The sequence below is a fragment of the Pseudomonas fluorescens genome (assembly GCF_000967965.1).
Taxonomy (GTDB): domain Bacteria; phylum Pseudomonadota; class Gammaproteobacteria; order Pseudomonadales; family Pseudomonadaceae; genus Aquipseudomonas; species Aquipseudomonas grandcourensis.
The window spans coordinates 229,717-251,486 of sequence record NZ_LACC01000012.1 but is presented as its reverse complement, the minus strand read 5'-3'; the positions used below and the strand labels follow the sequence as shown (position 1 = coordinate 251,486).

The 21,770-nt window shown below is 60.3% G+C and carries 16 protein-coding genes and 2 tRNA genes; 6 read left to right on the top strand and 12 right to left on the bottom strand.

Annotated features, from left to right (window positions below; translation table 11 throughout):
* Positions 1 to 174: 174 nt before the first annotated feature.
* Positions 175 to 1,401 carry a nicotinate phosphoribosyltransferase gene (gene pncB, locus VC35_RS10760; protein WP_046039859.1) on the top strand — a complete coding sequence of 409 codons (1,227 nt, stop codon included), beginning with the start codon at positions 175 to 177 and terminating at the stop codon, positions 1,399 to 1,401.
* Between the two features lie 4 nt (positions 1,402 to 1,405).
* Positions 1,406 to 2,233 carry an ammonia-dependent NAD(+) synthetase gene (nadE, locus tag VC35_RS10755; protein ID WP_046039857.1) on the top strand — a complete coding sequence of 276 codons (828 nt, stop codon included), beginning with the start codon at positions 1,406 to 1,408 and terminating at the stop codon, positions 2,231 to 2,233.
* A 173-nt stretch (positions 2,234 to 2,406) separates the two neighbouring features.
* On the opposite strand, the gene azu is transcribed toward nadE, so the two are convergent.
* Entirely contained in the window at positions 2,407 to 2,853 is a 447-nt protein-coding gene (gene azu / locus VC35_RS10750) for an azurin (protein ID WP_046039856.1), read from the bottom strand.
* A gap of 345 nt (positions 2,854 to 3,198) precedes the next feature.
* Between azu and VC35_RS10745 the strand changes: the two genes are divergently transcribed.
* A complete protein-coding gene (locus tag VC35_RS10745) occupies positions 3,199 to 3,786 on the top strand; it encodes an LOG family protein (protein ID WP_046039854.1) in 588 nt (195 codons plus the stop codon).
* A 68-nt stretch (positions 3,787 to 3,854) separates the two neighbouring features.
* Entirely contained in the window at positions 3,855 to 4,034 is a 180-nt protein-coding gene (locus tag VC35_RS10740; RefSeq protein ID WP_007973286.1) for a hypothetical protein, read from the top strand.
* A gap of 212 nt (positions 4,035 to 4,246) precedes the next feature.
* On the opposite strand, the gene VC35_RS10735 is transcribed toward VC35_RS10740, so the two are convergent.
* The 11 genes from VC35_RS10735 to rnr all read right to left on the bottom strand — a co-directional run bounded on the left by VC35_RS10735 (position 4,247) and on the right by rnr (position 21,113).
* Complete coding sequence (locus VC35_RS10735) at positions 4,247 to 5,137, bottom strand: transglutaminase family protein (RefSeq protein WP_046039852.1); 891 nt, start codon at positions 5,135 to 5,137, stop codon at positions 4,247 to 4,249.
* Positions 5,137 to 7,623, bottom strand: a complete 2,487-nt coding sequence (locus VC35_RS10730) for a circularly permuted type 2 ATP-grasp protein (protein WP_046039846.1) — start codon at positions 7,621 to 7,623, stop codon at positions 5,137 to 5,139. The genes VC35_RS10735 and VC35_RS10730 overlap by 1 nt, the downstream gene beginning before the upstream one ends.
* Positions 7,624 to 7,711: 88 nt before the next feature.
* The gene (locus tag VC35_RS10725) at positions 7,712 to 10,987 is read right to left on the bottom strand and encodes a transglutaminase family protein (protein ID WP_046039845.1); all 3,276 of its coding nucleotides are present in this window, start codon (positions 10,985 to 10,987) and stop codon (positions 7,712 to 7,714) included.
* A gap of 338 nt (positions 10,988 to 11,325) precedes the next feature.
* Complete coding sequence (locus tag VC35_RS10720; protein WP_046039843.1) at positions 11,326 to 13,629, bottom strand: YgiQ family radical SAM protein; 2,304 nt, start codon at positions 13,627 to 13,629, stop codon at positions 11,326 to 11,328.
* A gap of 191 nt (positions 13,630 to 13,820) precedes the next feature.
* On the bottom strand, positions 13,821 to 15,215 hold the full coding sequence (gene dnaB, locus VC35_RS10715) for a replicative DNA helicase (protein WP_046039841.1): 1,395 nt from the start codon (positions 15,213 to 15,215) through the stop codon (positions 13,821 to 13,823).
* Between the two features lie 122 nt (positions 15,216 to 15,337).
* Positions 15,338 to 15,784, bottom strand: a complete 447-nt coding sequence (gene rplI / locus VC35_RS10710) for a 50S ribosomal protein L9 (RefSeq protein WP_046039839.1) — start codon at positions 15,782 to 15,784, stop codon at positions 15,338 to 15,340.
* 19 nt (positions 15,785 to 15,803) lie between these two features.
* Positions 15,804 to 16,697, bottom strand: coding sequence for a YybS family protein (locus VC35_RS10705; RefSeq protein ID WP_046039838.1), 894 nt, complete (start codon positions 16,695 to 16,697; stop codon positions 15,804 to 15,806).
* Between the two features lie 36 nt (positions 16,698 to 16,733).
* Positions 16,734 to 16,964 carry a 30S ribosomal protein S18 gene (gene rpsR, locus VC35_RS10700; RefSeq protein WP_002551829.1) on the bottom strand — a complete coding sequence of 77 codons (231 nt, stop codon included), beginning with the start codon at positions 16,962 to 16,964 and terminating at the stop codon, positions 16,734 to 16,736.
* Between the two features lie 28 nt (positions 16,965 to 16,992).
* Positions 16,993 to 17,415 (bottom strand): 30S ribosomal protein S6, encoded by a 423-nt coding sequence (gene rpsF / locus VC35_RS10695; RefSeq protein WP_008048087.1) that lies wholly within the window; start codon positions 17,413 to 17,415, stop codon positions 16,993 to 16,995.
* 306 nt (positions 17,416 to 17,721) lie between these two features.
* Entirely contained in the window at positions 17,722 to 18,489 is a 768-nt protein-coding gene (gene rlmB / locus VC35_RS10690; RefSeq protein WP_046039836.1) for a 23S rRNA (guanosine(2251)-2'-O)-methyltransferase RlmB, read from the bottom strand.
* Positions 18,486 to 21,113 carry a ribonuclease R gene (rnr, locus tag VC35_RS10685; RefSeq protein WP_046039835.1) on the bottom strand — a complete coding sequence of 876 codons (2,628 nt, stop codon included), beginning with the start codon at positions 21,111 to 21,113 and terminating at the stop codon, positions 18,486 to 18,488. The genes rlmB and rnr overlap by 4 nt, the downstream gene beginning before the upstream one ends.
* 225 nt (positions 21,114 to 21,338) lie before the next feature.
* Here rnr and VC35_RS10680 point away from each other — a divergent pair.
* Positions 21,339 to 21,425, top strand: a tRNA-Leu gene (locus VC35_RS10680).
* Positions 21,426 to 21,592: 167 nt separating this feature from the next.
* Positions 21,593 to 21,679 (top strand) — tRNA-Leu (locus VC35_RS10675).
* The last annotated feature ends 91 nt before the right edge of the window (positions 21,680 to 21,770 follow it).

Genomic DNA, 21,770 nt, shown 5'->3' with positions numbered 1-21,770 from the left:
GTAGCTGGAGCTATTGCGACTGCTGCGCAGCCGAACGGGGGCAAGCCCCCTCGCCACAAAAGCTCACACCTGCAGGGATCTGCTGCGGTCTAAAAAATTGCTGGCAATCCCTGCCGCTGATATGCGCCACTAGCGCCACTGATCAATACTGCTGCAACGCTGGAGATTCCCGTTATGAGCGAGAGTGTGTTTGCCGATCGCATCGTGCAGAACCTGCTCGACACCGACTTCTACAAACTGACGATGATGCAGGCGGTGCTGCACAACTACCCGAACGTCGAAGTCGAATGGGAGTTTCGTTGCCGTAACGGCGAGGACTTGCGCCCGTACCTGGCGGAAATCCGATTCCAGATCGAGCGCCTGGCCGAGTTGAGCCTGAGCGCCGACCAGTTGAGCTTTCTGGAGCGCATCAGCTTCCTGAAGCCGGACTTCCTGCGTTTTCTCGGGTTGTTTCGCTTCAACCTGCGCTACATCCACACGGGCCTCGAAAACGGTGAGCTGTTTATCCGCCTGCGTGGCCCCTGGCTGCACGTGATCCTGTTCGAAGTGCCGCTGCTGGCGCTGGTCAGCGAGGTGCGCAACCGCTATCGCTACCGCGAGGTCGTGCTGGAGCAGGCCCGCGAGCAGCTCTACCGCAAGTTCGACTGGCTGAGCGCCAATGCCAGCAGTGATGAATTGTCCGAATTGCAGGTGGCCGATTTCGGCACACGCCGACGTTTTTCTTACCGCGTGCAGGAAGAAGTGGTGAATGTGCTCAAGCACGACTTCCCAGGACGCTTCGTCGGCACCAGCAACGTGCACCTGTCCCGGGAGCTGGACATGAAACCCCTGGGCACCATGGCCCACGAATGGATCATGGCGCACCAGCAACTCGGCCCGCGGCTGATCGACAGCCAGATCGCCGCGCTCGATTGCTGGGTCCGTGAATACCGTGGCCTGCTGGGGATTGCCCTGACCGACTGCATCACCATGGATGCCTTCCTCGGCGATTTCGATCTGTTTTTCGCCAAGCTTTTTGACGGTTTGCGCCACGACTCGGGCGACCCGGTGATCTGGGCGGAAAAAGCCATCGCCCACTATCACAAGCTCGGCATCGACCCGATGAGCAAGACGCTGACCTTCTCCGATAGCCTGACATTGCCCAAGTGCCTGGAAATATTCCGGGCGCTGCGCGGTCGGATCAATGTCAGCTTCGGCATCGGCACCAACCTGACCTGTGATATTCCGGGTGTCGAACCGATGAGCATCGTGCTTAAAATGGCCGCCTGCAACGGCCAGCCGGTGGCGAAGATATCCGACGAGCCAGGCAAGACGCACTGCAAAGACCCGAATTTCGTCGCTTACTTGCGACACGTTTTCCAGGTTCCTGCCGCCCTTTCCAGTACATCAAGCAAGGAGTGAATTCATGCAAGCCGTACAGCGTGAGATTGCTGAACAGCTCAAGGTCCAGCCGCCATTCGCCGACGAGGCCGCCCTTGAGGTCGAAGTCGCCCGGCGGGTGACCTTCATTCAGGACTGCCTGGTCAACTCCGGGCTCAAGACCCTGGTGCTGGGCATCAGTGGCGGGGTCGACTCCCTGACCGCCGGTCTGCTGGCCCAACGGGCCGTCCGTGAACTGCGCCAGCGCAGCGGTGATGCCGCGTACAAATTCATCGCCGTGCGCCTGCCCTACGAAACCCAGTTCGATGAGCACGACGCCCAGGCTTCGGTGGATTTCATCAAGCCGGACGAGCGCCACACCGTGAACATCGGCCCGGCCGTCAAATCCCTGGCCAATGAAGTGGCAGCCTTCGAAGGCAAACATGCAGTGTCGGTGGACTTCGTGCTCGGCAACACCAAGGCGCGCATGCGCATGGTCGCCCAGTACACCATCGCCGGCGCGGCCCATGGCCTGGTGATTGGCACCGATCACGCGGCGGAAGCGGTGATGGGCTTCTTCACCAAGTTCGGTGACGGCGCCTGCGATCTGGCGCCACTGAGTGGCCTGGTGAAAAACCAGGTCCGCGCCATCGCCCGCAGCTTCGGCGCGCCAGAGTCCCTGGTGGAAAAAGTCCCGACCGCCGACCTTGAGGATCTGTCGCCGGGTAAACCGGACGAAGCCTCCCACGGCGTGACCTACGCCGAGATCGACGCCTTCCTGCACGGCAATTCGGTGCGTGAAGAGGCGTTCAGGATCATTGTTGATACGTACAACAAGACCCATCACAAGCGCGTGATGCCATTTGCGCCTTGAGGCGTGAGTGAATGAAAAAGCCCGCTGAAGAGTGATCCTCAGCGGGCTTTTCTTTGGCCAGCACATTTGTTGATGCAGATGGCCCATTCGCGAGCAGGCTCACTCCTACAAGGACAGCGCAGTACCTGTAGGAGTGAGCCTGCTCGCGATGAACGATAACGCGGTGGACAGTCTTACTTCAGGGTAACCGTGCCTTTCATCATCGAGATATGGCCCGGGAACGAGCAGAAGAAACCGTATTTTTCAGCCGCATCCAGCTTGGACACGTCGAAGGTCACCGAATCGGTTTCATTGGCGCCGATGATCTTGGTGTGGGCGATCACGCGGGCGTCGCCTTCTTTCAGGTAGTTCTTGTCGATGCCGGCACTCAGGCCGTCGGTGGCGATCGGCTGCATGTCAGCTTCTTTACTCAGCACCCAGTTATGGCCCATGACGTTCTTCGGCAAGCTGCCGGAGTGCTTGAGTTCCACGGTAAACGTCTTGCAGCTCTTGTCGATTTCAATGGCCTTGGTGCTGAAGGACATTTGATCGGTGGAGTCAATGGTGGTCTTGCACTCGGCAGCCATCAATTGGCTGCTGGCCAGTGTCAGCAGGGATACCGCAACAAGTTTGGCAAACATGGTGAATCTCCAAGGCAGGGTTAACGAGAATCGCGAATGGACAGAAGACTGCCTGAAAACTTCGCAAGTTCATATGACTTGAATCAAAAATTGTATACAACTTTCGCGCTATGACACCGATGCGAAATATCTACCAGCCAAGTGTCTGGCCCGGGCCTATCATCAGGCCGTCCCCCTTCAAATGGAGCGTCTGTCATGTCGATCAACAACCTGTTGTGCAGTTTGCTGGCCGCCTACGCCTGCGGCGCCAGCGGTACATACGAAACCCCAGAACACGAAGTCTAGCCCTTGGAGTGCCGTGCGCCTGCCTTTACTCTGTGGCCCTGATCGACCATGGAGCAAGGCATGTCTTTAACATCCGTTTGTGTATTTTGTGGTGCCAGCACCGGCACCAACCCAGCTTACCGCGAAGCAGCCGTGGCCCTTGGCCGGGCGTTGGCCGAGCGCAAGCTGACCCTGGTGTATGGCGGTGGGGCCGTGGGCCTGATGGGCATCGTCGCCGATGCGGCCCTGGCGGCCGGCGGTGAAGTGATCGGCATCATCCCGCAAAGCCTCAAGGACAAGGAAATCGGCCACAGCGGCCTGACTCGCCTGGAAGTCGTCGATGGCATGCACGCGCGCAAGGCCCGGATGGCCGAGCTCAGCGATGCCTTTATCGCGCTGCCCGGTGGCCTTGGCACCCTCGAAGAGCTGTTCGAAGTCTGGACCTGGGGCCAACTCGGCTACCACGGCAAACCGCTGGGTTTGCTGGAAGTGAATGGCTTCTACAGCAAATTGACGTCTTTTCTTGATCACATCGTCGGCGAAGGCTTCGTTCGCGGCCAGCACCGTGACATGCTGCAAGTGAGCGAATCACCGCAAACCCTGCTCGATGCTCTGGATGCCTGGCAACCTTCCATAGCGCCAAAATGGGCCGAGCAAAAACCCAACTAACGGCTCGGCACCGATACAGGGCAGAATATGCGCCGCTCAACCTCACCTTCGACCCCAGAGGATCGCCCATGGCTAAACCTAATTATTCCTTCGCCAAACGTCAGAGAGACTTGGCCAAGGAGCAGAAGAAAGAGGAAAAGCTTCAGCGCAAGAAAGCTACAGCTGAAGAAGCGGCACTGAACCCTGAGGGTGAAGTGGCGGCAGAAGACGATGTTGATGCACCGAAAGACTCGGCGCCCGACGCCTGAGAACCTCCGGGCCCGATAACCTGATCAGGCCCACCGGATCTGTGTAAAGGGTTGGCAGCTTTGCTGCTGACCCTCACAGGCCAATCGAATGACTCCACAACACCGCAATTCCTGTAGGAGTGAGCCTGCTCGCGATAGCGGCATGACAGTCAACTGGATGGTGAATGTGCTGCCGCCATCGCGAGCAGGCTCGCTCCTACAGTTGATCTTCATTACTCCAAAGGCATCACTGTGACTCGCACCTCCGGATCGTGATTGCCCCCTCCCAGAATCACCCCCCGCAATGGCGACACATCGGAAAAATCCCGGCCCCAGGCCAGGGTGATGTGCTCCAGCGCCGGTTGCACATTGTTGGTCGGATCGAAATCCACCCACCCCAGCACCGGGCAAAACACCGAGACCCAGGCGTGGGACGCATCAGCGCCGATCAGCCGTGGCTGGCCCGGTGGCGGCTGGGTCAGCAGGTAACCGCTGATGTAACGCGCCGCCAACCCTCTGGAACGCACGCAGGCGAGCATCAGATGGGCAAAGTCCTGGCAGACCCCGCGTCGGCGCTCCAGCACCTCCACCAGCGGTGTGGCCACCTGGGTCGCTTCGGCATCGAAGGTGAACTCGCTGAAGATTTTCTCCATCAACGCCTGCACACCGAGCAACAACGCCCGACCGGGCGGAAAACAGCTTTGCGAAAACTCGACGAAGTTTTTCTTCAAATGCACATACGGCGATTCAAACCGGTATCGGCAGGCTTCGAGCAATTCTGGCGACAGCGGTTGGCTGCTGTAGGTCAGCGCGCTACGGGTCTGTTCCCAAGCCGGTGACCGATTGAAGTCCAACGCAGGCCGGGGCAGCACTTCAATGGTCAGGCTGGCGTTGACCAGCAATTCATCGTGGGGACGCTCGAACGCCAGCCGGGTCAACGGATTGCCGAACACATCCAGCTCATCGCGACGCGAGGTCGGCTCGGGGCTGATCTGCAATTTCTGTTCGGTGCAGCGCTGCCAGGCACAAGGCCGTGGCCACAAATGCGCCAGTTGCTGGGCCAGGGACACCGGGCTGTCGTAGTGATAATGGGTGTCGTGAAAAATCTGGTAATGAGCACTCATCAGACGGACACCGTGCGCTGGCTGACATCGTCGACATGGGCGAAATGCCGCAGCGCCAGGCGATCGGAAACTTGCCCGCTGGCGTCGGCGATCTCTTGCAGCAGCGCGGCCAGCCCCTCGATGGCGGCGCGAACACTGGCGTCGCCAAACAGCGGGTTTTCCAGGCAGCCCAGATCGAATCGCGCCAGCCGCTCGACCAGTTGCGGCAGCGCTGCTTCGCGTGGCACACCAAAGTCATCGTTGAGGCGTTTGAGGGTACGGGTCACCAGTTTCAACTGGAACAACACGGCGTGGGGGTTCTGCTCGTCAAGCAATAACAGGTCGAGCACCGGGATCAGTTGCGCCACCGCCAGGTATCGAGAACGGTAGGTGATGCTGCTGTTGCCCAGTTCCAGCAGCCATTCCAGCCCCGCCTGGTCGAAAGCCCCGGCGCCCCGCAAGAACGCCGCAAGGCTGCCGCTGAGAAATTGCAGGCGCTCGATCCGCCGGCCAATCATCAGGAATCGCCAGCCTTCGTCCCGGGTCATGTCGTCCAGGGCAAAGCCGGACAGCGCCGCCAGGGACATCACCAGACGGTTGAGGAAATCCAGCAACTCGCCGAAATCCGGCTCCTCGGTTTCCAGCTCCATGGCTTCGCGCTGCAACTCCACGAGCGCCTGCCAGTTTTCCCGCGAAAGCTTGCCGCGCACCTGTGAAGCGGCCCACTGCAAGCGTTGCAGATTGGAACGCAGGCTGAACGGCCAGTCATCGCCGAGCAACGCCGCCAACAGGCGTTCCGGCAACTCGCCCTCCTCGGGCAGCAGCATCAGCCGTTCGCCCAGATCCACCGCGGCCTGCAAGGCTTGCGGGTCGTCGCCGTCGACATAGCGCGCCAGCATGATGCGCAGCAAACGGGCACTGTCGTCGCAACGCTCGCAGTAACGGCCGAACCAGAACAGGTTTTCCACCACCCGCGACGGCAGGTACGGATCGCGCCGCACCAGGTCATGCACGCCGATGTTGCGCTGGGCCTTCCATTGTTCGCCGCTGGGCGCACGCGCGCCCAGCACCCAGGTGTCCTTGCTGGCGCCGCCGCGCTGCATCGACACCACTTCGGCATTGGCTTGGGCGGCGACCCGGGTCAGGCCGCCGGGCAGTACCCGATACCCCTCACGGCTGGCCACCGCATACACGCGCATGCCGATGGCACGGGGTTGCAATTGACCGTCTTCGGCTTGCCAGATCGGCGCTTGGGACAATTGTGCGAGTTCTTGCGCGACATAGGCGTAGGGCCGCGCCTGCATGCGCTCGGCGAGTTCCTGACGCTGTTTCTCACTCAAATCCCGGCCAAAGACCGGCGCAAAGCTCTGGGACGGAAACGCCGGCTTGATCAGCAGCTCCGGCAGTTTCTCCAGGGCCTGGGCCAGAACCGGCGCTTCACCGCACCACCAGGTGGCGATGGACGGCAGGATCAGTTCTTCGCCGAACAGAAATTGATTGATCCTCGGCAGGAAACCCAACAAGCCCGGCGATTCCAGCACACCGCTGCCGAGGGCGTTGGCCACCAGCACCCGCCCCTGCCGCACGGCCTCAAGCAGCCCCGGCACGCCGAGGGCCGAATCGGTGCGCAACTCCAGCGGGTCGCAGAAATCATCGTCGAGCCGGCGCATGATCGCGTGGACCCGTCGCAGGCCACTCAGGGTTTTCAAGTAAACCGTGGCGTCGCGCACTGTCAGGTCACCACCCTCCACCAGCGGATAACCGAGCTGGCGAGCCAGATACAGATGTTCAAAATAGCTTTCGTTGAAACGTCCCGGTGTCAGCAGCACCACCAACGGCGCGTCCCCGTCACTCGGGGCCTGACGGGCCAGGGTTTCCTGCAAGGTGCGGAAGAACCCGGCCAGGTGCTGCACTTTCAGATCGCGGTACAACTCGGGAAAGGCCCGGGACACAATCGTGCGGTTTTCCAGCGCATACCCGGCTCCCGAAGGCGCCTGGGTACGATCCGCCGTCACCCACCAGCGGCCATCGGGTGTGCGCGCCAGATCCACGGCATACAGATGCAGAAAGGCTCCGTCAGGCGGGCTGATGCCCTGGCAGGGCCAAAGGAAGTTGTTGTGACCGAACACCAGCTCGGCGGGCAGCAGACCTTCGGCAATCAGCCGTTGCGGACCGTAAAGATCAGCCAGCACGGCATTGAGCAAGCGCGCCCGCTGAGCGATGCCGGCCGACAACTGTTGCCACTCATCGGCCGCGATGACATGGGGCAGCAGGTCCAGCTCCCACGGCCGGTCCGCGCCCTTGGGGTCGGCATAGACGTTATAGGTAACGCCGTTTTCCTGAATCTGCCGGGTCAGCAGGGCCTGACGCTGCACCAATTGTGCCGGCGTGCTGCGTTGCAACTGCTCGAACAGCCGGCACCAGTGCGGGCGCACGGCGCCACTGTCGTCGAGCAGTTCGTGATAGGTGCCCGCCGTCAGCGGGTAGCGGTCTAGCAGGTCAGGCATGGAAGGCTCGGCAGACAGCAATGAACGGTCAGACTAACGCAGGCTCGTGACACCCGGATATACGAAAAATCCGAGCGTCGCGTACGGTTTAGAAACGTCGCAAATCGAGTGTCATCGGCAACTCGTCGCTGATTTCCAGATTGGGTAGAGGAAGTTTTCCCGGTGTGTGTCCGATGCGGAAGAAACGCGCCATTCGCCGGCTCTCCGCTTCATTGGCATTGACCGGCAAGCTGTCGTAGTTGCGCCCGCCCGGATGGGCGACGTGGTACTGGCAACCACCCAGCGAGCGCTGCATCCAGGTGTCGAGCAGGTCGAACACCAGAGGCGCGTGGACCGGAATCGTCGGTTGCAGGCAGTTGGCCGGTTGCCAGGCACGAAATCTCACGCCCGCGACGAATTCGCCTACACGCCCGGTGGGCTGCAATGGCACCGGAATGCCGTTGCAGGTCAGCAGATATCGCTGGGGCGGCAAGCCGCTGAGCTTGACCTGCAAACGCTCCAGCGACGAATCCACGTAACGCACCGTACCGCCCATGGCGCCCTCTTCGCCCAGCACGTGCCAGGGCTCGAGCGCCTGACGCAACTCCAGTGCAATGCCACTGACGGCGTAGTCGCCGACCTTGGGGAAGCGGAACTCCAGATGCGCGGCGAACCATTCGGCCCGTACCGGATAACCGGCGGCGTTGAGGTCGACGATGACATCGGCGAAGTCTTGCTCGATAAAGTGCGGCAACAGGAAGCGATCGTGCAGCTCCGTGCCCCAGCGCGCCAGTTTCGGCGGAGCATAGGGCTCGCGCCAGAACCGCGCGACCAGCGCCCGCAGCAACAATTGTTGCGCCAGGCTCATGCGCGCATGGGGCGGCATCTCGAACGCACGCAGCTCCAGCAATCCGAGGCGCCCGGTGGCACCGTCCGGCGAATAGAGTTTGTCGATGCAGAACTCGGCGCGGTGGGTGTTGCCGGTCACATCGATCAGCAGATTGCGCAGCAGTCGATCCACCCGCCATGGCGGACATTCCTCACCCGGCTCAGGCATCTGCGCGAAAGCGATCTCCAGTTCGTACAAGGCATCGTTGCGCGCTTCGTCGACACGGGGCGCCTGGGACGTCGGGCCGATGAACAATCCGGAAAACAGGTAGGAAAGGGACGGATGGTTATGCCAGTAGCTGATCAGGCTGCGCAGCAGATCCGGGCGACGCAGAAACGGCGAGTCCCCCGGAGTCGCGCCACCCAACACGAAATGGTTACCGCCGCCCGTGCCGGTATGCCGGCCGTCGATCATGAATTTCTCGGTGGTCAGCCGGGTCTGGCGCGCTTCTTCGTAGAGAAATTCGGTGCGCTCGACCAACTCATCCCAGGTCGCGGACGGCTGCACGTTGACCTCGATCACCCCCGGATCCGGGGTGATGCGGAAGTTGCTCAGGCGTGGATCGCTCGGCGGCTCATAGCCCTCCAGCAACACCGGGCACATCAGCTCTTCGGCGGTGGCTTCGATGGCAGCGACCAGCTCGAGGTAATCCTCGACACGCTCCAGCGGCGGCATGAACAGGTACAACCGGCCATCCCGCGCTTCGGCGCAGAAGGCGGTGCGGGTCAGATAGTCGGCGGATTCGTCGATCTTCGGTGCGCGCTCCTGCACCTCGGCAGCTTCGCTTTGGCTTTGCAGTTGCGCGGTGTCGGGCAGCGGCGGGAAGTCTTGATTCGGGTCTTGCGGATGGATAAACGGATACTCCGCCGCTTTCACCCAGGGTTGCGAGCCCAACGGCAAGCGATACCCCAGCGGTGAGTCTCCCGGCACCAGTCGGCAGTGCTCGTCGCGCAGATACCAGCGCCCGCTCTGCCACTGATCGCCCTTGGCGGTGCGCGCCAGCGGCAGGACCTGACCAATGATCTTGTCCAGGCCTTGGCCGAACACTTTGCGCAGGCGTGCTCGTTCCAGCGGCTCTTCCAGACGCGAGTCTTCGGCGCTGACGTTTTGCGGCAGCATGCCTTCGCGCCAGAGGTAATAGAAATTGTCTTCGTAGGCCGCAAACACAAAGCGTGTCGGAATCTTCAGCCGTTCGGCGACACTCGCCAGAAAACGCCCGGCCAGCGCCCCGTCGGCGCCGTAGTCTTCCTGTTCGTCGGCGATCAGCGCGCTGTTGTGCCAGATCGGCACACCGTCACGGCGCCAGTAGCAATTGAGCGACCAGCGCGGCAGTTGCTCGCCGGGGTACCACTTGCCCTGCCCAAAATGCACCAACCCCTGGGGCGCGTAGTGTTTACGCATGCGTTGGAACAGTTCGGCGGACAACCGCCGTTTATCCGGCCCCAGTGCCGCGGTATTCCACTCGGCGCCATCCGGGTCATCGATGGACACAAAGGTCGGCTCGCCGCCCATGGTCAGGCGCACATCGCCTTCCAGCAAGTCGGCATCGATCTGTCGGCCCAGGGTTTGGATCGCCAGCCACTGGTCGTCGGTGTAGGGCTTGGTGACCCGTGGAGCCTCCCAAATCCGCTCCACGGACATTTCGTGGCTGAATTCGCACTCGCACGGTTCCACCAAGCCACTGATCGGCGCCGCAGAGGACGGATCGGGACTACAGGCCAACGGAATGTGTCCTTCACCGGCAAACAGCCCGGAGGTCGCATCCAGGCCGATCCAGCCCGCTCCGGGCAAGTACACCTCGCACCAGGCATGCAGGTCGGTGAAATCCACTTCGGTTCCTGACGGACCGTCGAGACTTTTGACGTCGGCGGTCAGCTGGATCAGGTAGCCCGACACAAAACGCGCCGCCAGCCCCAGGTTGCGCAGCAGTTGCACCAGCAACCACGCGGAGTCACGGCACGAGCCGGAGGCTTGGTCGAGGGTGTGCTCAGGTGTTTGTACGCCGGGCTCCATGCGGATCAGGTAATCGATGTCTTCGCTCAAACGCTGGTTGAGTGCGACAAGAAAGTCCACGGCGGGCAACGGTGTGCGGTCGATGCCGTCCAGGTAGGCCTTGAACTTCGGCGTAAGGGGCAGGGTTTCCAGATACGGCGCCAGCTCCTTGCGCTCATCCGCGGCATAGGCGAAGGGGATCTTTTCCGCGTAAGGCTCAAGGAAAAAGTCGAACGGATTGAAGATCGCCATTTCGGCCAGCAGATCGACTTCGATTCGCAATTCTTCGGTTTTTTCCGGGAACACCAGTCGCGCCAGGTAATTGCCCTGAGGGTCCTGCTGCCAGTTGATGAAGTGTTGCTCAGGAGAGACTTTCAACGCATAGGACAGAATCCGCGTGCGGCTGTGAGCAGCGGGGCGCAGGCGAACGATCTGCGGGCCGAGCTCGACAGCGCGGTCATAGCGGTAATGCGTGACGTGGTGCAATGCGACATGAATCGACACGGCGTGCCTCCTGCGAGCCTTGAGCGTATGGGAAAGCGCGCAAGACTTATGCCATCCAGCAGCGCTGGCGCTTTCTTCGGTTGCCTGAGGCAGTACAGCACCAAAATCGGGCGATGCAGGAAAATGGTTTGACGTAGGTGCACGTAAATGTGGCGATCAGCCAGAAATTGGTTGGCAGCTCCGGCCTCTTCGCGAGCAGGCTCGCTCCTACAGGGGAATGCATTTCATTGTAGGAGTGAGCCTGCTCGCGATGAGGCCAGCAGCTCCAGTACATTTTTCAAGCCTGGAATGCAAAACGCCAACCCGAAGGTTGGCGTTCTGTTCAGCTCAAGCGCGGCTTAACGCGGCACGACCGGCTTACGGGTCGGCTTTGGCCCTTTGCCCTTGGCCGCGTCCTTGCGCTCCTTGGCCGCCTGCTGGTTGCGGGCGAACGCCGCAGCCTTGGCCTGTTCGCGCTTGTCCCACGGATTGCCGCCATCGCTGGCACGAGGTGGCAGGCCGGTATGCTGAGTCAGGATCTTGGTGGTCTTTTCCCCTGCAACCTTGTGGCTGCCGGCCGGCGTCGAGTTCTTGCGACGGGCGCTCTGGTAGCTGTCAGTCGACGGCTGATGCAAAGGAATCAACTGGTTCTTGCCCGGCCCGATCAGGTCGGCACGGCCCATGCGGGTCAGTGCCTCGCGCAGCATCGGCCAGCCTTTCGGGTCGTGATAACGCAAGAACGCCTTGTGCAGACGGCGCTGCTCCTCGCTCTTGACGATGGTCACCGCGTCACTCTTGTAGGTGACCTTGCGCAGCGGGTTCTTGCCCGAGTGATACATCGCGGTGGCGGTGGCCATCGGCGACGGGTAGAACGCCTGCACCTGGTCGGCACGGAAGCCGTTGCCCTTGAGCCACAGGGCCAGGTTCATCATGTCTTCATCGGTGGTGCCCGGGTGGGCGGCGATGAAGTACGGAATCAGGTACTGCTCCTTGCCCGCTTCCTTGGAGTACTTCTCGAACATGCGCTTGAACTTGTCATAGCTGCCGATGCCCGGTTTCATCATCTGGTTGAGCGGACCTTCCTCGGTGTGTTCCGGGGCGATCTTCAGGTAACCACCGACGTGGTGGGTCACCAGTTCCTTGACGTATTCCGGCGACTCGACCGCGAGGTCATAGCGCAGGCCGGAAGCGATCAGGATTTTCTTCACACCCGGCAACTCACGGGCGCTGCGGTACAGCTGGATCAGCGCCGAGTGGTCGGTGTTCAGGTTCGGGCAGATGCCAGGGAACACGCACGATGGCTTGCGGCACGCGGATTCGATTTCCGGGCTCTTGCAGGCAATGCGGTACATGTTCGCGGTCGGGCCGCCGAGGTCGGAGATCACGCCGGTAAAACCCGGGACCTTGTCACGAATCTCTTCGATTTCGCGAATGATCGACTCATGGGAACGGTTCTGGATGATCCGGCCTTCGTGCTCGGTGATCGAGCAGAAGGTGCAGCCGCCGAAGCAGCCACGCATGATGTTCACCGAGAAGCGGATCATGTCGTAGGCCGGGATCTTCTCCTTGCCGTACGCCGGGTGCGGAATGCGCGCATAAGGCATGCCGAACACGTAGTCCATTTCTTCGGTGGTCATCGGAATCGGTGGTGGGTTGAACCAGACGTCCACTTCGCCATGCTTCTGCACCAGTGCACGGGCGTTGCCCGGGTTGGTTTCCAGGTGCAACACGCGGTTGGCGTGGGCATAAAGCACCGCATCGCCACGGACTTTTTCAACCGACGGCAAACGGATCACGGTCTTGTCGCGGGTCATGCGCGGGCTGGCCAGGATCTGCACGACCTTGGCTTCCTGCGGATCGTCGACCGGACCTTTTTCCTGCTCGATGGCGCAGGCCTGGGTGTCCTGGGTGTTCACGTACGGGTTGATGATCTTGTCGATCTTGCCCGGACGGTCGATGCGCGTGGAGTCGACTTCGTACCAGCCTTGCGGCGTGTCGCGACGAATGAACGCGGTGCCGCGCACATCGGTGATGTCTTCGATCTTGTGACCGTAGGACAGACGCTGGGCGACTTCGACAATCGCACGCTCGGCGTTGCCGTAGAGCAGGATGTCGGCGCTGGCGTCGATCAAGATCGAGTTGCGCACACGGTCCTGCCAGTAGTCGTAGTGGGCGATGCGGCGCAGGGAGGCTTCGATTCCGCCGAGCACGATCGGCACGTGCTTGTAGGCTTCCTTGCAGCGCTGGCTGTAGACCAGACTCGCACGATCCGGACGCTTACCGGCCATGCCACCTGGCGTGTAGGCATCGTCGGAACGGATTTTCTTGTCCGCGGTGTAGCGGTTGATCATCGAGTCCATGTTGCCGGCCGCGACACCGAAGAACAGGTTCGGCTCGCCGAGCTTCATGAAATCGTCTTTGGACTGCCAGTTCGGCTGGGCAATGATCCCGACGCGGAAGCCCTGGGACTCCAGCAGCCGGCCGATGATCGCCATGCCAAACGACGGGTGATCGACGTAGGCATCACCGGTGACGATGATGATGTCGCAGGAGTCCCAGCCGAGCTGATCCATCTCCTCCCTGCTCATCGGCAGGAATGGCGCTGGACCGAAGCATTCGGCCCAGTACTTGGGATAGTCAAATAACGGCTTGGCTGTTTGCATGACGATGACCGGTGTTGAGATGAAAAATCGCGGGCGCGGAATATAGCACAAAAAACAACCAATTCCGACGGCTATGGTCGGAAATTACGCGTAACCCATGTGGGAGCGGGCTTGCTCGCGAAAGCGATACATCAGTCGACATTGATGTCGACCGACACTCCCTCTTCGCGAGCAAGCCCGCTCCCACAGGGTTATTCGTCGTCGAAGTTATAGCTACCTGGCGCGAGGTTTTCGAAGCGCGTGTATTTGCCAATGAACGCCAGCCGTGACGTACCGATCGGGCCGTTCCGCTGCTTGCCGATGATGATCTCGGCGATGCCTTTGTGCTCGGTCTCCGGGTGATAGACCTCATCCCGGTATACGAACATGATGACGTCAGCATCCTGCTCGATCGCTCCGGATTCCCGGAGGTCGGAGTTGATCGGGCGCTTGTTCGGGCGCTGCTCCAGGGAACGGTTGAGCTGGGACAACGCCACCACCGGGCAGTTGAACTCTTTGGCCAACGCCTTCAAGGAACGGGAGATTTCGGAAATCTCGTTGGTCCGGTTGTCGCCGGCGGAACCTGGGATCTGCATCAACTGCAGGTAGTCGATCATGATCAGGGCGACGTCGCCGTGCTCACGCACCAGTCGACGGGTCCGTGCGCGCATTTCCGATGGGCTGATGCCAGCCGTATCGTCGATGAACAACTTGCGATCGTTGAGCAGGTTGACCGCCGAGGTCAGGCGCGGCCAATCGTCATCGTCCAGGCGGCCGGCACGGACCTTGGTCTGGTCGATACGGCCCAAGGACGACAACATACGCATGATCAGCGATTCGCCTGGCATCTCGAGCGAGTAAACCAGTACGCACTTATCGCTGCGCAACACGGCATTTTCCACCAGGTTCATCGCAAAGGTGGTTTTACCCATGGAAGGACGGCCGGCAACAATGATCAAGTCGGCCGGTTGCAGGCCGCTGGTCTTCTCGTCGAGGTCGGTGTAGCCAGTGGACAGGCCAGTGATGGCGTTATCGGTGTTGAACAGGGTGTCGATGCGGTCGATGGCTTTGGCCAGCAGGTCGTTGACGCCCACCGGGCCACCGGTTTTCGGCCGGGCCTCGGCGATCTGGAAGATCTGCCGTTCGGCTTCGTCGAGAATCTCTTCTGCCGTACGGCCTTCCGGGTTGAACGCGCTGTCAGCAATTTCGCTGGCGATACCGATCAACTGCCGCAAGGTCGCTCGCGCGCGGACGATCTGGGCATACGCCTTGATGTTGGCGACAGACGGCGTATTTTTTGCCAGCTCACCCAGGTAACCGAGGCCACCGACTTGCGAGGTCTGACCTTCCTTGTCCAATTGCTCGGCAAGGGTCACGACGTCGATCGGTGAGTTCTGATCGGCCAGTTTGGCGATCGCCCGGAAGATCAGGCGGTGGTCATGCCGATAGAAATCGCCGTCCGACACTTGATCGAGCACGCGTTCCCAGGCGTTGTTGTCCAGCATCAAACCACCGAGCACGGCCTGTTCGGCCTCGATGGAATGCGGCGGCACCTTCAGGGCAGCGGTTTGCAGATCGTATTGCTCGGGAGCGGAGATATCGTTCATGGCCACTTGATTCTTGGTGATAAAAAACAGGGGTCGCAGAAAGACAAAGGGCACGACCTGTAAACAGGATCGTGCCCGATGTTACCGGCAAGCACCCGAGGGTACCAGCCGACAAGTGCTGCTTAAGCTGCTACCACGACAACGCGTACGGTGGCTTCAACTTCGGCGTGCAGGTGCACGGCCACGTCGAATTCACCTACGTTACGGATAGTGCCGTTCGGCAGACGAACTTCGCTCTTCTGCACTTCAACGCCAGAGGCGGTCAGTGCGTCAGCGATGTCGTGAGTACCGATCGAACCGAACAGCTTGCCTTCGTCGCCAGCGGTGGCAGTGATAGTCACTTCCAGCTCGGCCAGTTGGGCAGCGCGGCTTTCAGCCGAGGTCTTGCGATCTGCTGCAGCTTTTTCCAGCTCAGCGCGACGCTCTTCGAACGCAGCCAGGTTGGCTGGGGTCGCAGCGGTAGCTTTGCCGTAAGGCAGCAGGTAGTTACGACCGTAACCAGCCTTAACGTTCACTTTGTCACCCAGGTTGCCCAGGTTGGTGACTTTTTCCAGAAGGATCAGTTGCATGTGAAAATCCTCTTAACTTTTAACCTTCACCGTTCGCGTTATCGGCATCTTTCGGTGCCGAACGACCGCGAAAATCAATCAGGCTGTCGACGATGGCCAAGACCACCAGCAACGGATAGATCAGTTGCATGAACAGCAACAGCGTCACGTACAACCCCACCAGCCAGAACCTGGCCAGTCGCTTCTGCGCCACCAGCCCGTGAATCAGGGCCAGCCCGGCGAACACCAGCGGTACGCTGCACAACGGCGTCAACATGGCCATCTGCGAACCGAGATTCGGCCCCAGAAGCATGCACGCCAGCAGCAACATCGCCGGCAACAGCGGGAAGCGGATGGCGCGAAACTCGCGACCAAAACCGCCCGGGTTGTACAACAACGCCTGCCAGTAACGCCCGACAAGCAGGCTCAGCAAGCTGACGATTTGCAACAATGCCGCAATCAGGCCGGTCAGGACCGGTGCAATCAGGGACGCGAAACGCGCTTGTTCGTCTACCGACAACTTCTGGTAGACATCGCCGAGTAGCGACGGCATGACTTTGATCAAAGCCTGCGCCAGCATCTCGATCTGGGGAGCAAAAGCTGTCCCCAACACCACTGAAAACACCACTCCCATCGCTATGCTGACCAGCAGCACGCGGTTCCAGGACTCGCTTGCGCGCAAAACCAACGCAAGGCTCGCAGACCCCAGCAGCACCAGAAGTGCCCGTGGGTCGTCGGAGTAAAGCCACCAGGCCAATGCCGGCAGCAGTCCCAGAGCAAGAACGCCCAGGGCGTCCCTCAATCCGCGCCGCAGGAGCACAAGGCATCCGGCGGCAGCACCCAACCAATACAACAACGGCAATGCCGCGCATCCAGCCACTACGAGAGTGGCCTGCATACGGCCGCGCATGATGAACTCAGCTATGGCCCGCATGCATTCAATCCTTTGCTACGTGTCGACTGCCCGGTCTCAGCGGCCGTGGCTGTCGGTGTAGGCCAGCAGGGCCAGGAAGCGGGCGCGCTTGATAGCGGTGGCCAGCTGACGCTGATAACGAGCTTTGGTACCGGTGATGCGGCTTGGAACGATTTTGCCGGTCTCGGATACGTAGGCTTTCAGAGTGTTGAGATCTTTGTAATCGATCTCTTTCACGTCTTCAGCGGTGAAGCGGCAGAATTTACGACGACGGAAGAAACGTGCCATGTAATTGGCTCCTTAAAAGGTCCGTGGATTACTCGTCAGCGTTATCGCTGTTGTCGCTGTCATCACTATCAGCGCTTTCAGCGCCTTCGTGCTCAGGACGGTCGCGACGCTCACGGCGCTCACTGCGGTTTTCTTCAGCCTTGAGCATCTCGGACTGGCCGGTAACGGCTTCGTCGCGACGGATGACCAGGTTACGGATCACTGCATCGTTGTAGCGGAAGTTGTCTTCCAGCTCGGCCAGGGCCTTGCCAGTGCACTCAACGTTCAGCATCACGTAGTGAGCCTTGTGAACATTGTTGATTGCGTAGGCCAGTTGACGACGGCCCCAATCTTCCAGACGGTGGATTTTGCCGCCGTCTTCTTCGATCAGCTTGGTGTAACGCTCAACCATGCCGCCGACTTGCTCGCTTTGATCCGGGTGGACCAAAAAGATGATTTCGTAATGACGCATGAATGCTCCTTACGGGTTGTAGCCTGCCGCTCAAAAGCGGTCAGACAAGGAGTGAATGACACTTATGGACTTGCGGACGCTAGACACGTTGGTGCCTGCCATCACAGCAAGGGGCGCAATTGTAGAGAAGGGGCGAGGGAGGCGCAAGGTAATTGGTGATTATTTGAACAGCCACCCATTCATGCCTTGCCAAAAAACACTGTAGGAGCTGGCTTGCCCGCGAAAGCGGCATTACATCCAACATAGTTGCTGAATGTTACTCCGCCTTCGCTGGCAAGCCAGCTCCTACATTGGGGCGCGTGTGGATCAGGACTTCTTGGCAGCAGCCTTGGCCTTGACGCTACGCTGACGCTGCGCTTCGAACAGGCAGACACCCGTCGCCACGGAAACGTTGAGACTGCTGACGCTACCGCCCATCGGCAGGTTCACCAGGTAGTCGCAATGCTCGCGGGTCAGGCGACGCATACCCTTGCCTTCGGCACCCATGATCAGGATGGTCGGGCCGGTCAGGTCCTGGTCATACAGGCTGACCTCAGCTTCACCGGCCGTACCGACAACCCACAAGCCACGCTGCTGGAGCTTTTCCAGGGTGCGCGCCAGGTTGGTCACGGCAACCAGCGGAATCACTTCCGCCGCACCGCAGGCGATTTTTCGTACAACCGGAGTCAGGGTCGCCGACTTGTCCTTCGGCACGATCACTGCCAGCGCACCCGCTGCGTCAGCCGAACGCAGGCAAGCGCCGAGGTTGTGCGGATCGGTCACGCCGTCGAGCACCAGCAACAACGGCGCGCCATCGGTGCGATCGAGCAACTCGTCGAGCATCGCCTCGCCCCAGACCTGGCTCGGACTCACGTCCGCGACCACACCCTGGTGCACACCATCAACCCAGGCGTCCATTTCGCGGCGCTCGGCCTGGCCGACCTGGACCCGGTTTTCGTTGGCCAGTTCGATCAGCGTCTGGACCCGAGGGTCATTGCGACCTTCGGCCAACCAGATCTGCTTCACGCGTTTCGGGTGGTGACGCAACAACGCTTCTACAGCATGTACGCCGTAGATCTTTTCCAACTGACTCATGGCTTGGCCTTAGGTTTACGCGCCCCGCCACTCTTGGCTGGAGCCGAGCCCGCTTTTGGCGGGCCTTTACGATGTTTGCTCGGTTTGGCTGGCTTGCCGCCGACGGCCTTGTCAGGCGTCGACCGACTGGTCTTTCCCCCAGACGCCGCTTTACCGCCGCTTTTCGCACCGGCCAGCAACGCCTGTTTCATTTCACGACTTTTGCGCACTTCGGCGTTTTTCGCCGCCGCATCGCTCGGGCGATAGGCTTCTACAGCCTTTTCCTTGGCAGGACGACGGCCGGTTTTCGCCGGGGCCGGCTCTGCTTCGACTTTCGCCGCGGGGGCGGTGCTTTCGGCGCCACGTTTCTTGCGGCCGATCGGCGCGCTGATGGTCTTCTCAGCCATCTCGAAGTCGATCTTGCGTTCGTCGAGGTCGACGCGCATGACTCGCACTTCCACGGTATCGCCCAAGCGGAAGCTGCGACCGGTACGCTCACCGGCCAGGCGGTGGTGCACAGGATCGAAGTGGTAGTAATCGCCCGGCAGCGCGGTGACGTGCACCAGGCCTTCGACATAAATGTCTGTAAGCTCGACGAACAGACCAAAACCGGTCACGGCGGTGATCACACCCGGGAACGATTCGCCAACGCGATCTTTCATGAACTCGCACTTGAGCCAGTTCACTACGTCGCGGGTCGCTTCGTCGGCACGGCGCTCGCTCATCGAGCACTGCTCGCCGAGCTGCTCCAGGGCCGCTTCGTCGTACGGATAGATACGCGCTTTCGGAATGGTCATCGCACCGGCACGGCGAACGTGCGGGGTGTTCTGCTTCGAATGGATCACGCTGCGGATCGCCCGGTGCGTGAGCAAGTCCGGGTAGCGGCGGATCGGCGAAGTGAAGTGGGTGTACGCCTCGTAATTCAGGCCGAAGTGGCCCTGGTTATCGGCGCTGTACACCGCCTGGCTCAACGAACGCAGCATGACGGTCTGGATCAGGTGGAAATCCGGACGATCCTTGATACCAGCCAGCAGTGCCTGGTAATCCTTCGGTGACGGACCGTCCTTGCCTTTGTGCAGGGACAGACCGAGCTCGCCGAGGAACGCGCGCAGCTTTTCCAGACGCTCCGGTGGCGGACCATCGTGAACGCGATACAGCGCAGGGATTTCGTGCTTCTTCAGGAATTCGGCGGTGGCCACGTTGGCCGCCAGCATGCATTCCTCGATCAGCTTGTGCGCGTCGTTACGTATAGTCGGACGGATTTCGGCAATCTTGCGCTCGGAACCGAAGATGATCCGGGTTTCCTGGGTTTCGAAATCGATCGCGCCACGCACATGGCGAGCCGCCAGCAATACCTTGTACAGCGAGTAGAGCTGCTTGAGGTGCGGCACCACGTCGGTGTATTCGCCGCGCAACTTGCGCGCTTCGGTGGCTTTCGGCGTCTCCAGCATCGCGCTGACCTTGTTGTAGGTCAGACGCGCATGGGAGTGAATCACCGCTTCGTAGAAGCAGTAGTCGGTCATTTCGCCGGTTTTGGAGATGGTCATCTCGCAAACCATGGCCAGGCGATCGACTTGCGGGTTCAGCGAACACAGGCCGTTGGACAACTGCTCAGGCAGCATCGGAATCACGCGCTCAGGGAAGTACACCGAGTTGCCGCGAACCTGGGCCTCGGCATCCAGCGCCGAACCGAGTTTCACGTAGCTGGATACGTCGGCAATCGCCACGTACAACTTCCAGCCGCCGGAGAACAGACGCAGCTTGCCCGGACGGGCTTCGCAGTAGACCGCATCATCGAAGTCGCGGGCATCTTCGCCGTCGATGGTGACGAACGGCAGATGACGCAGGTCGATGCGCTTCTCTTTGTCTTTCTCTTCGACTTCCGGCTTGAGCTTGCCGGCTTCCTTGAGCACGGCGTCAGGCCAGACGTGAGGAATGTCGTAGGTGCGCAGGGCGACATCGATTTCCATGCCCGGCGCCATGTAGTTGCCCACGACTTCAACCACGTCGCCTTGCGGCTGAAAGCGTGGCGTCGGCCAGTGAGTGATCTTCACTTCGACGAACTGACCGATCTGCGCGTTGGCGTTACGACCTGGCGTCACCAGCACTTCCTGCTGGATTTTCGGGTTGTCGGCAACCACGAAACCGATGCCGCCCTCTTCGAAGTAGCGGCCGACAATGGTTTCGTGAGCGCGGGACACCACTTCGACGATCATGCCTTCGCGACGACCACGACGGTCCAGACCGGAAACCCGGGCCAGCGCACGGTCACCATCGAACACCAGGCGCATCTGCGCCGGGCTCATGAACAGGTCGTCGCTGCCGTCGTCCGGCACCAGGAAGCCGAAGCCATCGCGGTGACCGCTGATGCGGCCCAGGATCAGGTCGAGCTTGTCCACCGGCGCATAAGTGCCGCGGCGGGTATAGATGAGTTGAGCATCGCGCTCCATGGCGCGCAGACGGCGGCGCAGGGCTTCGATCTGGTCTTCTGTGGTCAGACCAAACTCTTCGACCAGTTGCTCGCGGTTAGCAGGCGAACCTCGATCAGCAAGGTGCTGAAGGATCAGTTCACGGCTAGGAATAGGGTTTTCATATTTTTCCGCTTCACGAGCGGCCTCGGGATCGAGGGACTGCCAATCGGCCATTAGAGAGTTTTCACCTTGTCTATATGCGGGTTAGTTTGGCATAGGCGTAATGAAACGGGAAATTTCAGGCTAAGACGCCCCTTCTAAAGCCCTGTATCGACACCGCAAAGCTGTTTTGAAGACCACTGGCGAAATTTTCCAGGTTTTTTTGACCCTGGGGGTTTACAGTTAAAAAGACGCTCCGTATAGTGCGCGCCATCGACGACGGACAACGTTGCCGATACTGCCCAGATGGTGAAATTGGTAGACACGCCAGCTTCAGGTGCTGGTGACCGCAAGGTCGTGGAAGTTCGAGTCTTCTTCTGGGCACCAATTTCGAGCTTGAGATTAGTTCAATTTCAAGGCTCACACAAAAACCCGCGAAAGCGGGTTTTTGCATTTTTGACCACTGGTTTATTATTTTTAGAATCAGGGGTTTACAGATCAAAACGCTCTCCGTATAGTGCGCCACATCAACAGCGGCAACGCTGAAGATGAATGCCCAGATGGTGAAATTGGTAGACACGCCAGCTTCAGGTGCTGGTGACCGCAAGGTCGTGGAAGTTCGAGTCTTCTTCTGGGCACCAATTCAAATTCAAGGTTACGACCTTGGATTTCACAAAAACCCGCGAAAGCGGGTTTTTGCGTTTCTGGCATTTGAAAATGCTCGAACCACCA

Coding starts and splice junctions, on each gene's coding strand:
- VC35_RS10740 (WP_007973286.1), top strand. CDS start 3,855: ATGGCTAAACCTAATTATTCCTTCGCCAAACGTCAGAGAGACTTGGCC.
- rplI (WP_046039839.1), bottom strand. CDS start 15,784: ATGCAACTGATCCTTCTGGAAAAAGTCACCAACCTGGGCAACCTGGGT.
- VC35_RS10735 (WP_046039852.1), bottom strand. CDS start 5,137: ATGAGTGCTCATTACCAGATTTTTCACGACACCCATTATCACTACGAC.
- rlmB (WP_046039836.1), bottom strand. CDS start 18,489: ATGAGTCAGTTGGAAAAGATCTACGGCGTACATGCTGTAGAAGCGTTG.
- VC35_RS10745 (WP_046039854.1), top strand. CDS start 3,199: ATGTCTTTAACATCCGTTTGTGTATTTTGTGGTGCCAGCACCGGCACC.
- VC35_RS10705 (WP_046039838.1), bottom strand. CDS start 16,697: ATGCGGGCCATAGCTGAGTTCATCATGCGCGGCCGTATGCAGGCCACT.
- VC35_RS10730 (WP_046039846.1), bottom strand. CDS start 7,623: ATGCCTGACCTGCTAGACCGCTACCCGCTGACGGCGGGCACCTATCAC.
- rpsR (WP_002551829.1), bottom strand. CDS start 16,964: ATGGCACGTTTCTTCCGTCGTCGTAAATTCTGCCGCTTCACCGCTGAA.
- dnaB (WP_046039841.1), bottom strand. CDS start 15,215: ATGAACGATATCTCCGCTCCCGAGCAATACGATCTGCAAACCGCTGCC.
- rnr (WP_046039835.1), bottom strand. CDS start 21,113: ATGGCCGATTGGCAGTCCCTCGATCCCGAGGCCGCTCGTGAAGCGGAA.
- pncB (WP_046039859.1), top strand. CDS start 175: ATGAGCGAGAGTGTGTTTGCCGATCGCATCGTGCAGAACCTGCTCGAC.
- VC35_RS10720 (WP_046039843.1), bottom strand. CDS start 13,629: ATGCAAACAGCCAAGCCGTTATTTGACTATCCCAAGTACTGGGCCGAA.
- nadE (WP_046039857.1), top strand. CDS start 1,406: ATGCAAGCCGTACAGCGTGAGATTGCTGAACAGCTCAAGGTCCAGCCG.
- azu (WP_046039856.1), bottom strand. CDS start 2,853: ATGTTTGCCAAACTTGTTGCGGTATCCCTGCTGACACTGGCCAGCAGC.
- rpsF (WP_008048087.1), bottom strand. CDS start 17,415: ATGCGTCATTACGAAATCATCTTTTTGGTCCACCCGGATCAAAGCGAG.